13 protein-coding genes are annotated in these 12,288 nt (G+C 43.8%); 6 read left to right on the plus strand and 7 right to left on the minus strand.

What is annotated here, in order from left to right; translation table 11 throughout:
* Positions 1-62: 62 nt before the first annotated feature.
* The gene (locus tag CXF70_RS14410; protein WP_101803254.1) at positions 63-842 is read left to right on the plus strand and encodes an enoyl-CoA hydratase; all 780 of its coding nucleotides are present in this window, start codon (positions 63-65) and stop codon (positions 840-842) included.
* 51 nt (positions 843-893) lie between these two features.
* On the opposite strand, the gene CXF70_RS14415 is transcribed toward CXF70_RS14410, so the two are convergent.
* Positions 894-1,079: a YhzD family protein gene (locus tag CXF70_RS14415; protein WP_084242588.1), complete on the minus strand. Its 186-nt coding sequence runs from the start codon at positions 1,077-1,079 to the stop codon at positions 894-896.
* 133 nt (positions 1,080-1,212) lie between these two features.
* Here CXF70_RS14415 and CXF70_RS14420 point away from each other — a divergent pair, with 133 nt between their 5' ends.
* From CXF70_RS14420 to yhaM, 5 genes are all read left to right on the plus strand, one after another.
* Positions 1,213-2,112, plus strand: coding sequence for an ABC transporter ATP-binding protein (locus CXF70_RS14420; protein WP_084242587.1), 900 nt, complete (start codon positions 1,213-1,215; stop codon positions 2,110-2,112).
* Positions 2,105-3,352 carry an ABC transporter permease gene (locus CXF70_RS14425; protein WP_101803255.1) on the plus strand — a complete coding sequence of 416 codons (1,248 nt, stop codon included), beginning with the start codon at positions 2,105-2,107 and terminating at the stop codon, positions 3,350-3,352. Before CXF70_RS14420 ends, CXF70_RS14425 begins: the two co-directional genes overlap by 8 nt.
* A 111-nt stretch (positions 3,353-3,463) precedes the next feature.
* Positions 3,464-4,681 (plus strand): metallophosphoesterase family protein, encoded by a 1,218-nt coding sequence (locus tag CXF70_RS14430; protein ID WP_101803256.1) that lies wholly within the window; start codon positions 3,464-3,466, stop codon positions 4,679-4,681.
* Between the two features lie 4 nt (positions 4,682-4,685).
* A complete protein-coding gene (locus CXF70_RS14435; RefSeq protein WP_145990740.1) occupies positions 4,686-7,526 on the plus strand; it encodes an ATP-binding protein in 2,841 nt (946 codons plus the stop codon).
* Positions 7,523-8,461 (plus strand): 3'-5' exoribonuclease YhaM, encoded by a 939-nt coding sequence (yhaM, locus tag CXF70_RS14440; RefSeq protein ID WP_084242583.1) that lies wholly within the window; start codon positions 7,523-7,525, stop codon positions 8,459-8,461. The genes CXF70_RS14435 and yhaM overlap by 4 nt, the downstream gene beginning before the upstream one ends.
* Positions 8,462-8,526: 65 nt before the next feature.
* Here yhaM and CXF70_RS14445 read toward each other — a convergent pair whose 3' ends face one another.
* From CXF70_RS14445 to CXF70_RS14470, 6 genes are all read right to left on the minus strand, one after another.
* On the minus strand, positions 8,527-9,411 hold the full coding sequence (locus tag CXF70_RS14445; RefSeq protein WP_101803258.1) for a peptidylprolyl isomerase: 885 nt from the start codon (positions 9,409-9,411) through the stop codon (positions 8,527-8,529).
* Between the two features lie 139 nt (positions 9,412-9,550).
* Positions 9,551-9,736: a hypothetical protein gene (locus tag CXF70_RS18480; protein ID WP_084242581.1), complete on the minus strand. Its 186-nt coding sequence runs from the start codon at positions 9,734-9,736 to the stop codon at positions 9,551-9,553.
* Positions 9,737-9,795: 59 nt separating this feature from the next.
* Positions 9,796-10,341, minus strand: coding sequence for a DUF3267 domain-containing protein (locus tag CXF70_RS14455; protein WP_084242580.1), 546 nt, complete (start codon positions 10,339-10,341; stop codon positions 9,796-9,798).
* 110 nt (positions 10,342-10,451) lie between these two features.
* Positions 10,452-11,009 (minus strand): HTH-type transcriptional regulator Hpr, encoded by a 558-nt coding sequence (locus tag CXF70_RS14460; protein ID WP_084242579.1) that lies wholly within the window; start codon positions 11,007-11,009, stop codon positions 10,452-10,454.
* Positions 11,010-11,150: 141 nt separating this feature from the next.
* The gene (locus CXF70_RS14465; RefSeq protein ID WP_101803259.1) at positions 11,151-11,597 is read right to left on the minus strand and encodes a YtxH domain-containing protein; all 447 of its coding nucleotides are present in this window, start codon (positions 11,595-11,597) and stop codon (positions 11,151-11,153) included.
* A gap of 124 nt (positions 11,598-11,721) precedes the next feature.
* Complete coding sequence (locus CXF70_RS14470; RefSeq protein ID WP_101803260.1) at positions 11,722-12,252, minus strand: tryptophan transporter; 531 nt, start codon at positions 12,250-12,252, stop codon at positions 11,722-11,724.
* Positions 12,253-12,288 lie beyond the last annotated feature (36 nt).

The following is a 12,288-nucleotide window of genomic DNA, read 5'->3' on the forward strand; positions in this document are numbered from 1 at the left end:
AAAGACACCGAATAAGTAAAGATGAATGACAATTCATTTTTATGAAAGGGTGTCTTTTTTCTATGTTTGAAACAATCCGATTGGAAAAACAAGGCCGCGTTGGCCATGTAGTATTGAACCGCCCGAATTCAATGAATGCGATGAACGGGCAGATGATGAAGGAGCTGGCGGACTGCTTTGAATCGCTCCAGAACGAACATACACTCCAGGTTGTAAAAATTTACGGGGAAGGCCGTGCATTTTCTGCCGGTGGCGATATCAAGGAGATGATGGATCCGGACAATCCGATGGATATCGAATTGGTCATGAAGGATGTCAGCAGGCTTGCGAAAGCGCTTTATACGCTTCCACAATTAACGATAGCCGTAGTCCATGGTGCTTCAGCAGGACTCGGGTTCTCGATGGCGCTGGCGTGCGATCATGTTATTGCTGAAGAGAACAGCAAATTGGCGATGAACTTCATCGGCATCGGACTCGTTCCGGATGGCGGTGGGCATTTCTTCATGAAAGAACGTGTCGGTGTGCCGAAAGCGAAGGAAATCATCTGGGCAGGTCAAACATTGAAAGCCCATGATGCGCTTGCTAAAGGCCTGATCGAAGAAGTGACGGCAGAAGGGCGCGCCATGGAGCACGCGGACAATTATGCTAACGAAGTTTTAAGTTCGCCTGTTCTTTCAAGACTTGCTTCGAAAAATATCCTTCATACGTTAAAACTGAAAGAACTTGAACAGGTGTTGGAAATGGAAGCATCCGCACAATCGGCGATGCGCAAAACGAAAGATCATATGGAAGGAATTCAGGCTTTTGTCCAAAAGCGCAAACCTGAATTCAAAGGTCAGTAAGTTAAAGAAAAGGTGTCCCGTCACAATGACGGGACACCTTTTGCATTCGTTTCAAGAATGGAATAACAATAGTTTGCCAGCCGGCGAAGCGAGGCGATGGGTCTGATCTTCAAGTTCTTTTTCCTTAAGGATCTCTCTGCCTTTTTCTTTAGCCAGGTCATCGTTTTCAGCTGTGAAAGTTTCTTCGGTTATCAATTTGCCGGTCTGTTCGAATGCGGTTAATTTATAAGTTCTCATTGTATATCAATCCTTTCTGAATCACTATTCAGTTTCAGTATAAAGGGTTTTAGGGGAAATGTCGTGCAATTATTTGAAACATTTCCGGACAATTGCCGTATAGATACTATACATATTAAAAGGAGGATTTAAAATGGCATTGTCTGTTGAACAAGCAACAAAAAAGTTCGGTGACTTCACTGCAGTCGACAATTTGTCATTAAGTGTCGAAGAAGGCCAGATGCATGGCTTTCTGGGGGCTAACGGCGCAGGCAAGACGACTACTTTCCGAATGATACTGGGATTATTGGATCCGACTCACGGCCAAGTCACCTGGAATGGTAAACCGATCACTTATGATTCAAGCCCTTTTATCGGTTATTTGCCGGAAGAAAGGGGACTCTATCCAAAAATGAAAGTGGAAGATCAATTGATCTATCTGGCACAGCTGCGCAAAATGTCAAAAGTGGATGCAAAAAAGGAGACAGCCGCTTGGCTTGAACGTTTTGAAGTTCCTCATTACGCGGGCAAAAAAGTGGAAGAGCTGTCAAAAGGCAATCAGCAAAAGATCCAATTGATCGCTTCATTGGTACATAAACCCTCGTTGATCATTTTGGATGAACCATTCTCCGGACTTGACCCTGTGAATGTCGGAATGCTGAAAAGCGCTATATTGGATGTTCAAAAACAAGGAGCAACCATTGTGTTTTCGAGTCACCGGATGGATCACGTCGAAGAATTGTGTGACGATATGAGCATTCTTGACCACGGAAAAGTCGTGGTCGGCGGGTCTATCAGAGAAGTGAAGCGGAATTTCGGCAAACACAATATACGCCTTAAAATGGATAAGGAATTAACAGCACTCAGCCAATTGCCTGGCGTTGAAAAATATACAGGCACCATCGATGGTGCAATCCTCCAGGTAACAGACGAATCCACCGCGGATCTGATACTCGCGGAAGCGATGAAGCTGGGGCAGCTGCGCCATTTCTCCATTGAAGAGCCTTCGCTAGAAGAGATCTTTATTGCAAAGGTGGGCAAAGCATATGCATAGTTTTTGGATCATTTTTAAACAGGCTTTTATGACAAAAGCACGGACTAAATCGTTCATCATAACGACCATTATCGTGGCAGCCGCTTTTTTCCTTCTGGCAAATCTGCCGGATATCATCGAATCCTTTGGGGGCGATGAAGATGGCCAGGTTCTGCACGTAATCGATGAAAGCAGTGAGCTGGTTCCCCAATTGCAGGCACAGTTCGAACAGACTGACAGTGATATCCAAGCGATGCCGACTGAAATGTCAGAAGAGGAATTGCGGCAAGGCATCACCGAAGGCACAATCGAATCGTACCTGGTAATTGAAGAAGGCGATACCTTAACAGCCCGTTACATCTCTGAATCGGCAAATGAAATCGGAGCGGGTTCTGATGTTGAAAACGCTGTCCAGGCGATTCAGACAGCCCAGACAGCCGAAAGACTTGGCCTAACCGGTGCTGAAGTGGGGGAACTGTTCATGCCGGCTCAATTTGAGAGGGAAGCGGTTTCCGACAGTTCGAAAACAGAAGAAGAGCTGAGCCAGGCCAGAGGGCTCGTCTATGTTTTGATCCTGCTCATTTATGTTGCAGTCATTTACTATCCGAATATGATCGCTATGGAAGTGGCGAACGAAAAATCTTCACGTGTGATGGAAATACTGATTTCCAGTGTGTCGCCGGTCAAGCATATGTTTGCGAAAATTGCCGGAATCGGAACTCTTGGAATTGTGCAGATGCTGATATTTGGAATCGCCGGCTATTTTGCTTTCCAAACTTCCGGTTCTGATATGGCGGAAGGATTTTTCAGCGTCATGGGATTCTCTGATATCAAGATTAGCACGTTCCTGTTTGCTGTCCTGTTTTTCCTGCTGGGCTATTTCCTTTATGCCGTTCTTGCAGCTTTGCTCGGCTCGCTTGTCAGCAGGACCGAAGATGTGCAGCAATTGATGCTGCCGATGATGTTCCTGATCATCATTTCATCATTCATCGCATTTTCAGGGATCGGCATGCCGGAAGCAAGTTATGTCACCATCTCCTCATTCATCCCATTCTTTGCGCCGCTTGTCATGTTCCTGCGCGTAGGTATGCTGGATATACCCCTTTGGGAACCGTTGCTGTCCATCGCCATCATGCTCCTGACCATCGGGGTGCTTGGCTGGTTCGGTGCCCGCGTTTATCGGGGAGGCGTATTGATGTATGGTTCCTCACAGTCCTTGAAGGATATAGGTAAAGCGATTCGTCTGGGCAATAAAAAATAAGGAATTGAAGCATGAAGCTGTTTGCGGATAGATTTCCGCAAACAGTTTTTTTTATAAGGTGGGCATGGTAAAATTAGAACAAATATTCGCTTTTGGAAAAGAGGGGAAAGTATGGCACAAGTCCGTTTTATACACACAGCAGATTTGCATTTGGGCAGTCCGTTCACCGGCGTCTCAGGTCTTGCTTCAGCGCAGCGGAAAAGATTGGCAGATAGTGTTTATGTGGCCTTTGATACGCTGATAGATTACACATTGAAAGAAAAGCCCGATTTCATGCTGATTGCCGGTGATATTTATGATGGAGAAGACCGGACGCTTCGCGCGCAATATAAATTCCAAAAAGGAATGGAACGATTAAACGAAGCGGGAATCCCTGTGGTCATCAGCCACGGCAACCATGATCATCTTGGGGGCGGTTGGAAGCGTTTTGATTTGCCCGCTAATGTGCATGTATTTAATGACGAAGTCAGCAGCCACAGTTTAACAATTTCCGGGAATAAGGTGACCGTCACGGGTTTCAGTTATGGGGAGCGTCATGTAAAAGAAGCGAGAATCCTTGAGTTTCCACAAGCTGATGAAACGTCTACCTATCATATCGGCATGCTGCACGGCAGTATGGACGGGGATTCCAGCCATGCGGTATATGCGCCATTCAGAAAAGAACAGCTGCTCAGCAAAAATTATGATTATTGGGCGCTCGGCCATATCCATCTTCGCCAAATTCTCCATTCGGATCCCTGCATCGTCTATCCGGGAAATATACAGGGAAGGCATCGGAAAGAAATCGGTCCAAAAGGATTCTATGATGTGTTTATGAGTAATGGAGAGACCAGCCTGCAGTTTATCCGGACATCCGCTGTCTGTTTCGAAACGCTCGAAGTGTCCTGTAAGGAAATGATGCACATGAATGAATTGATTGATGCCTGTACAGCAGTTGCTGAAAGATACATAAATGAGAATAATGCTGTTATGGCTGTACTTCACCTGAAAGATGTAGATGAATATGCAGGTGAACTTTTAGAAGGGATTCCGGAAGAAGCATTATTGGAGGCAATTCAGGAATCACTTGAATCCAGTACAGCTGATGCCTGGATCACTGGTATCGTTGTTGGTGAAGATTGGGGTGAAACCCGTGTTTCCGCTATCGGTGAGAAAATCTCCACAACAATGAGTGAATGGCAGCAAAGCGACTGGAAATGGGTGCTGAAAGATCTTTATCAGCATCCAAAAGCAAGCAGATACCTGGATCCCTTAACGGATGAACTGATAAAAGAAATTGCAAACGAAGCCATACCCAAAATCCATAAAGCCATGAGAGCGGGTGAATGAAGAAATGAAAATCGAGAAATTGATGATCTACGGATTCGGCAAGCACGAAAATCTTGCATTGGATGTCAATGAGGAGTTAGCTGTCTTCTATGGCAATAATGAAGCAGGCAAAACCACGATCCAACAATTCATCATTCAGATTCTTTTCGGATTTCCATCTCGCAACCAGGCGGAAAGCCGTTATGAACCAAAAGCGGGAGGGAAATATGGTGGGCAGCTCTATTTGAATGATTCACAGTATGGAAAAGTGATAGTTGAACGCGTAAAAGGCAAAGCGGCTGGAGATGTAACGATCTATTTCGAAGATGGTTCCCGGGGGGCAGAAACCGAATTGAAAAAGATTTTACGTGATTATGACCGGGCTTCATTCGATGCGATTTTTTCATTTTCCATCCATGAACTGCAGGGGCTGGATAAAATGACAGAAGAGCAATTGAGCCGTACACTGCTCGCGTCAGGTACAACAGGAGTCGATTCTATTACAAAGATGGAATCGGAACTTGAAAAGGATATGGGCGAGCTGTTCAAGAAAGGGGGCCGCAATCCCCGGATGAACCTATTGATCGAGCAGCTCCGGAACGATGAGCGGGAATTGAAGGAACACCGCGGGCAGGCGGATCTATACGGCCCTTTTGTGGAACTGATGGATGGGTTGGACAGCAGCCTGAAGGGACTGATGGAGCGAGAAAATTCCATTTCAGAATTGCTGTCCATTATCACCAAACGCCAGCAGGCGGCTCCGATAGCAGAACGTAAAAGACAGCTGGAAGAGCAGTTGGCGTCGTTGTCGATCGACTTTTTTCCAGCGGATGGCAGCAGACGCATGGACCGTTTGTCTGAAAGGATATCCGATGCCTCAGCAAAAATGAAGCAAGCTGAAAAAGAATTAGCAGCATTACCTGAAATTGAAACTGCTGGAACAAGCGGTGATGCACTGGCAGAAATGCTTGAAAAGGAATCGCAGTGGCTGAGATTTTTATCACAATATAGGAATATGGAAGAAGAAGCTGAAAAGTTGAATGATGAACTTGGCCGGCAGCTTGGCTTGGCCGGCATGGCTTTAAATGAGGCGCTGACATTCGACACTTCCTTGATAAATGAAGAAAAACTACGGAATTTAGCGGTGGAAGCGGATAGGGAAGAAGAAAACAGCCGATTCCGTGAACGGGATCTTCAAGAGGAAAAACAGAAATTGATTGAAGCTGAAAAAGAGATGTCTTATCTTGAAAGCATTGCTCCGACTCCGGAACAGGTGGAGACAGCGGCAAAATGGCCTGAAAATTCGCTTAAGCTGGCAGAAGCGAAAGCCATGAAAAGGCTTGGCGCGGAACCGGCGAATCAGCTCTTCCCCTTGATACTCGCTGCAATTGGCGCAGCCGGGGTTCTGGCCGGCTTTTTGAGCGATAATATCCTGGTTGCGATTATCGCTTTTGCGGCACTTGCAGCCGGAGTATGGCTGTTTATGAAAACCCGTCAAAAACCAGTTTCAATGGATGAGGATCTTGAAGAAGTCATTAAGCGTTTCAGTGGCAAAGAAGCCGAAATGGAATCGCTGCAGCATAGAATAGCGGAGCATGACCGAAAAGTTGAAGAAACTTTGCGTATAATCTCAAAGGCTGATCAGAAAATCGAGGAACTTACCACAAACATGGATGTACAGCCTGCTAAAAAGGAATTCACTGCTTTTATCGAAAATATCGGAATTACATCTTCTGCGAGTTCTTCTATTGTCATCGAGCTCTTTCAAACAGTCAGGAAAGTGCAAGAGCTTCACAGTAAGCTGCAAAGAATTGAAGAGTTTTTAAAGAAGGCAGAAATCGAGAAGGCGGATTGGATAAGAGCAGCAGCTGCCGCAACAGGCAAAAACGTTCAACCAGGAGAGATGTATACTGTTCTCCGGGCAGAGTCAAAAAAATTCAATGAAGTGAATGACAGAAACCAGAGGCACAGTGAAAAAAGGGAAGCTTTGAAAGAAGACGTTGAGAGGCAAGCAGGTTATTTGCAGGAGCTTGAGAAGGAAAGAGACGAGCTTCTTAAGGAGAGTGGAGCCGCAAATATGGAACAGTTTCATCAGTTTCATCTTGAGTGGCTGCATAAGAAAGAGCTGGAGCAGGAATTTGGACTCGTCAGCAGCCAATGGCGGGCGATTGGAGCGGCCGAACCTGAGGAAGGTGAGACAGGTAATTCATTAAAAGAACACATGAATGAACTGGAACGGGAGCTTACTGAAATAAGAAAGGAACGCAATCAGATTCTGAATGAAAGAGCTGAGCTTCAGCAAAAAGTGAACCACTTGCTGACGGATCAGGATTATGAATTGAAATTGCAGAAATATGAAGAGAAAAAAGCGGAATTCAACAAGCTTGCTTTTCGGTGGTCAGTGGACAAAGCGATTACTGAGGCTATTCGCAGTACAATGGCTGAGCTGAAAGAAAAATCGCTGCCAGCCGTTCTTTCCAAAGCCTGTGAGTATTTTGGGCGTTTGACCGGAAATTCCTATATAGCGATGGAAATTCATCCGGATGGACATTTTGAAGCAGTCAGAAAAGACAATATTCGTTTTCGCATAGCGGAATTGAGTCAGGCTACGAAAGAACAGGCATATCTGGCGTTGCGCCTAAGTCTGGCTGTGTCCATGCAGAAGAGCCACCCTTTCCCGATTATCATGGATGATCCATTTGTCCATTTTGATCGCCTGCGGCTTCAGCAAGTGATAAACTTGATAAAAGAGCTGCAGACGGATCATCAGTTCATTTATTTTACTTGCCACGAAGATATGTGCCAGGCTTGGCCTGAAGCGCAGGTAGTCGATGTGGCCAACACTGGAAGGAGTGTGTATTTATGAAAAAAGGCATTACCCAGCGGGCTGTTGGCGAAACAATAGATGAATTCCTTTTGATCAAGCAATCGGTAAAAGGGGTGACCACAACGGGCAATCCTTTCATGTCACTGGTTTTACAGGATAAAAGCGGGGATATCGAAGCAAAATTATGGGATACCAAAGATGAACACGAAAAACTTTTTGCCGCTGAAACGATTGTGCGGGTAGGGGGAGAAATCCATAACTATCGTGGAAAGAATCAGTTGCGGATAAAGAGTATCCGACCGGCAAAACCGGAAGAAAACCAATCGATTGGCGATTTACTGCCGGCTTCCGAAAAAAGCACAGAACAGCTTTTTGAAGAAATCATGCAATACCTGTTCGAAATGGAAAACCCACAGATTCAGCGGATTACACGCCATATCCTGAAAAAACACCAGCAAAGTGTATTGACTTTTCCGGCAGCAACACGCAATCACCATGATTATGTGTCAGGCTTGGCGGATCATGTGGTTTCGATGCTGCGTTTAGGAAAAGCGTTGCTCGGCATCTATCCGACCTTAAATAAGGATCTGCTTTATGCAGGGATCATCCTGCATGATATCGGCAAAGTATTCGAATTATCCGGACCTATTGCTACAACTTATACGGTGGAAGGCAATCTATTGGGCCATATCTCAATCATGGTGACGGAGATTTCAAAAACTGCCGAAGAGCTGGAAATTGAAGGGGAAGAAGTAATGCTTCTCCAGCACATGGTTCTGTCCCACCACGGCAAAGAAGAGTGGGGAAGTCCGAAACGTCCGATGATCAAAGAAGCGGAGATGCTTCATTATATCGACAATATCGACGCGAAAATGATGATGCTGGACCGGGCACTCGAAAAAACAAAACCCGGCGAATTCTCCGAAAGGCTTTTCCCATTGGAAAACCGCTCATTCTACAAACCGAAAATATAATACAAGGAAAATCAGCAAGAATAAACCCCCATTTCAATTTGAAATGGGGGTTTTCTGTATAAAACTTATTCTTCAGCAGGTGCTCCTGCATTCATGATTTCGTCCAATGCGCCTTCAAGTTCTTCGTCCTTGATTTCTACATTAGCTTGTTCCATCAATTCTGCAATTTTCGGAAGCAATGCGGCTTGATCGGCTTTTTGCATAGCGATCTCGCTGCGGATGTCCTCTTCCTGTCCTTCAAGTGGTTCAGCGCCTTCTACTTCGCGTTTGTCAGTGATTTGAATGATATGGTATCCGAATTGGGATTGTACAGGTTCACTGATTTCATCAACTTCCAACGAATAGGCAGCTTCTTCAAATTCCGGCACCATAGCGCCGACTCCAAACCACCCTAAATCTCCGCCTTCTGCTGCTGAGCCATCAGTCGAATACTCCTGTGCCAATTCAGCAAAGTTCGCGCCGCCGTCAAGTTCCTCTTTGACTGTAGCAGCAGTCTCTTCATCAGCAACTAAAATATGGCGTCCGTTCAGTTCCATTGTCTGACGCTCGTATTGTGCCTGAATCTCTTCGTCAGTCACTTCAACACCGTCAGTCAGAGCTTTTTCCTGTAAGAGATTCAAACGGATCACTTTTTCATAGCTTTCCTCAGTTTGATTGTTCTGCTCTAGGAAGGCTTTATAGTTTTCGCCGTATTCTTCTTTCGAACTTTCGATTTCAGCCTGAACTTCTTCGTCAGTTACTTCATATTCTTCGGACAGGACTTTTTCAATCATCAAAATTTGGATCGCCTGCTCACCGATTGAAGTTTTCATTTCCTGATATAGTTCCTCTTTAGTGACATCTCCGACTTCTGATGTCACTAGGACTTTGCTGTCAGCATTGTCGTCGCTGCAGGCTGCCAGGGCCAATACCGAAGCCGCTAAAGATAAAGTTAATACTGTTTTTTTCATAAATTCCGCTCCTATCATACATTCTTGTTGCCGTAGTTACTATACCATAAACGTTTAAAAATTAAAAAAGTTTCTTTAACCGGATAATCCGTATTTATTTTTGGATAAAAAAAATCTACCTGCCAAAGGGCAAATAGACTTAAGGAGTAAATTCTACACCTACATAAAGCGAGACCAATAAAATTGTAATCAATATATTAATCGTACGGAATATTTTCTCGTGATTTTCTTCTGGAATTTCCCGTGATGTCACCAATGCCAAAGTCATTCTATTGATTTGGAACAGGTAAAACACTGAGAACATAACTATAAACGCGATAATCATGGATTTCCTCCCCTCTGCCTTAGATTCAAGTATAACAAATTCGGAAAGAAAATACAGGATTAACCGATTGCCTGTGGAACCAGGATCTCAAAGCCAGTCTCAGTTTCTTCAATCAATGCATGCTTTGGTGTACGGAGCAAGTGACGGATATAGATAAGGTCTGTCAGGCAAAGGCTGCAATGATAAGCAAGCAGAATCGCGAAATAATGGATATAGGCAGGGAAGAGGGCACTAAGCAAAATGATCACTGTGTTCAAAAGAACAAACGGTGTCAGCAGTGCCAACAGGAATCTTGTTTTTGCCACCGGCTCTTTTACATGCAATGATATTCCGGGTAACAAGACCATTTGTTTACGTAAAATGATTTTCAAACATTTTCGGCTGCCGATCAGCGGCACAAAGTGCAGCATTTTATGAAGCGGATAAATTGCTAATATCGCCAGGAAGAAAAAGAAAAAATAACGATCGGATAAAGGTGTGGTATAAAAGAAATTTAATAGGACATAAAACGTCGTGAATACACCCATCCCAGCCAACACTGCAAATGTGAAAAGGCGGTTAAAGCCATATTCTTTTTTAACATTTATCGTTTTCCAGCAGTGCATAAAATGTATCCCCCGCAATTAGGTATTCTCAGATGAGTCGATACATACAATACAACGATTTTTCGATAAATGCAAGCCTATTTAAAAACTCTGTCCTGACAGCGTTTTCATTATTTTTCGGCAGCTTCGACAATATGGTTTTCTTCATTGAACTTGCTTTCGATATTTTTGAATGAGGCCTCGAAAATTTCCATGAAATCATCGCCATAAATGGTTCTGATAACAGCCATAACCTCTAAAAACTCTGGGAATTTTCCATAAAGCTCCCGCAGCTTCAAAGATCCATCAATCACAGAATGAGGTGTGTCGTGATAGCGTTCAATCATTTCCTGCATCAAATCTTCACCTTGGCTGGTCAATTCGATATACGTATTCCGTTTATCGGTATCACGCTTTGAGAAAGCCAGAAGTTCCCGTTCTTCAAGTTTTTTGGAAAAGTTGAAGGCGGTTGATACATGCATGACGCCGAATTTTGCCACGTCTGAAATCGAGGCACCTTTCAAATGATACGCTATCCACAGAATATGATGCTCATTAATATTCAGGTCATACGGTTTAATCCATAATTGCCAATCTTTTTCAACTGCTTTCCATAACGCTTTGGATAATTGTCCGATACGCTGGCTGAACATCATCGCTTCTTTCATCGTATAATCGCGTTCGACCACAAAAGCACCTTCTTCCCATATTTTGAGATTTTCTTCATTATAGCAATAAAGTAAAGTGAATAAAAGTCCGAATAGTAAAAAAACTTATTAAAAAAACTGCCAAATGGCAGTTTTTTTGTTCCTATTCAGCTGAAAAATGGGTTATTGTGAAACTTTTTTATCATCTTCTGTTTCGATTTCATTAAATTCTTCGTTTTTAACGTACTTTTTGTCATCATCTTTATCTTCTTTTTTATCTTTGCTGATGGATTTCTGCAATTCTTCGATTGCATTTTGGATAGCCATTATTTCCAACTGAAGATGTTCTTTAGCTGGAGCTGTGCCTTCCTGCCATTCAGCCATTGATTGTTTCAATCCATCCATTGCAGGTGGAATCTGGGTTTTCGCTTCGATTTTCAGGTGATTGACCGATTCCTTCAATTGGTTTACCTGTTCTTTGACATCTGCCAACTTTTCTTTCCAGTCTGAAGAAGCGGTTTTGACAGAAGTCCGAAGATCTTCACCCGATTGAGGTGTTGAAAATAATGTTGCTGCCGCCCCTGCGGCCAGCCCTGTCGCAAGTCCTATAAAAAAGTTCGATGCTTTCATAAATGATGCGCCCCTTTCGTCCTATAAAGGTCTTTTCCTCTATTTAACTTAATTAAAACATAAAACTGAATTGCTGTTCAAAGAAAAAAAGCTTTCCGGCAAATAATATGCCGGAAAGCTAATACTATACTGTCTGAGAGACAGCTGTTTCAAATTTGGATCTTTTCACCAAAGTGATGACAATCGGATAAATCAGGCCGAATGCGATTCCGTTGAATACCATTGCAGGCAATACGACTGTTGTAAATAAAAGAGCGAATGGAATTTCTGCACCGATCAAGAAAATTGCGGCTGACAGAAAAATGGAGCCGGAAAGTATTGTTCCGCCTGCTACTAAGGCAACAGCGGCCGGCAATTTAGTTGCAGCTCTCTTCAATAGGAAAACAAATGCCAAAAAGACAAATGCTGTAATGAATTTATCGATGATATTAGGGAAAAATCCTCCAGGGAATGTTGAAAACAGTCCTGAAATCACGCCTGTTGTTACTGCCAGTAAAAATGTCGATTTTAAATTAGGGAATAAAAGGATACCGACAAACATCATAGTCAGCATAAAGTCCGGTTTCATTCCACCGTTGATTCCTGGGATGACCACATATAATGCCGCCCCGACGCTGACCAACAGCGCCATTAGTACAAGATTCTTCGTATTCATTTCTCATCTCTCCTCAGCTCATGGCTATTTTAGCTC

Source organism: Planomicrobium sp. MB-3u-38 (assembly GCF_002836425.1).
Lineage (GTDB): Bacteria > Bacillota > Bacilli > Bacillales_A > Planococcaceae > Planococcus > Planococcus okeanokoites.

Excerpts from the sequence above, each read along its gene's own strand:
- CXF70_RS14445 (WP_101803258.1), bottom strand. The coding sequence starts at position 9,411 with ATGAAAAAAACAGTATTAACTTTATCTTTAGCGGCTTCGGTATTGGCC.
- CXF70_RS14420 (WP_084242587.1), top strand. The coding sequence starts at position 1,213 with ATGGCATTGTCTGTTGAACAAGCAACAAAAAAGTTCGGTGACTTCACT.
- CXF70_RS14470 (WP_101803260.1), bottom strand. The coding sequence starts at position 12,252 with ATGAATACGAAGAATCTTGTACTAATGGCGCTGTTGGTCAGCGTCGGG.
- CXF70_RS14435 (WP_145990740.1), top strand. The coding sequence starts at position 4,686 with ATGAAAATCGAGAAATTGATGATCTACGGATTCGGCAAGCACGAAAAT.
- CXF70_RS14455 (WP_084242580.1), bottom strand. The coding sequence starts at position 10,341 with ATGCACTGCTGGAAAACGATAAATGTTAAAAAAGAATATGGCTTTAAC.
- CXF70_RS14410 (WP_101803254.1), top strand. The coding sequence starts at position 63 with ATGTTTGAAACAATCCGATTGGAAAAACAAGGCCGCGTTGGCCATGTA.
- CXF70_RS18480 (WP_084242581.1), bottom strand. The coding sequence starts at position 9,736 with ATGATTATCGCGTTTATAGTTATGTTCTCAGTGTTTTACCTGTTCCAA.
- CXF70_RS14465 (WP_101803259.1), bottom strand. The coding sequence starts at position 11,597 with ATGAAAGCATCGAACTTTTTTATAGGACTTGCGACAGGGCTGGCCGCA.
- CXF70_RS14425 (WP_101803255.1), top strand. The coding sequence starts at position 2,105 with ATGCATAGTTTTTGGATCATTTTTAAACAGGCTTTTATGACAAAAGCA.
- yhaM (WP_084242583.1), top strand. The coding sequence starts at position 7,523 with ATGAAAAAAGGCATTACCCAGCGGGCTGTTGGCGAAACAATAGATGAA.
- CXF70_RS14430 (WP_101803256.1), top strand. The coding sequence starts at position 3,464 with ATGGCACAAGTCCGTTTTATACACACAGCAGATTTGCATTTGGGCAGT.
- CXF70_RS14415 (WP_084242588.1), bottom strand. The coding sequence starts at position 1,079 with ATGAGAACTTATAAATTAACCGCATTCGAACAGACCGGCAAATTGATA.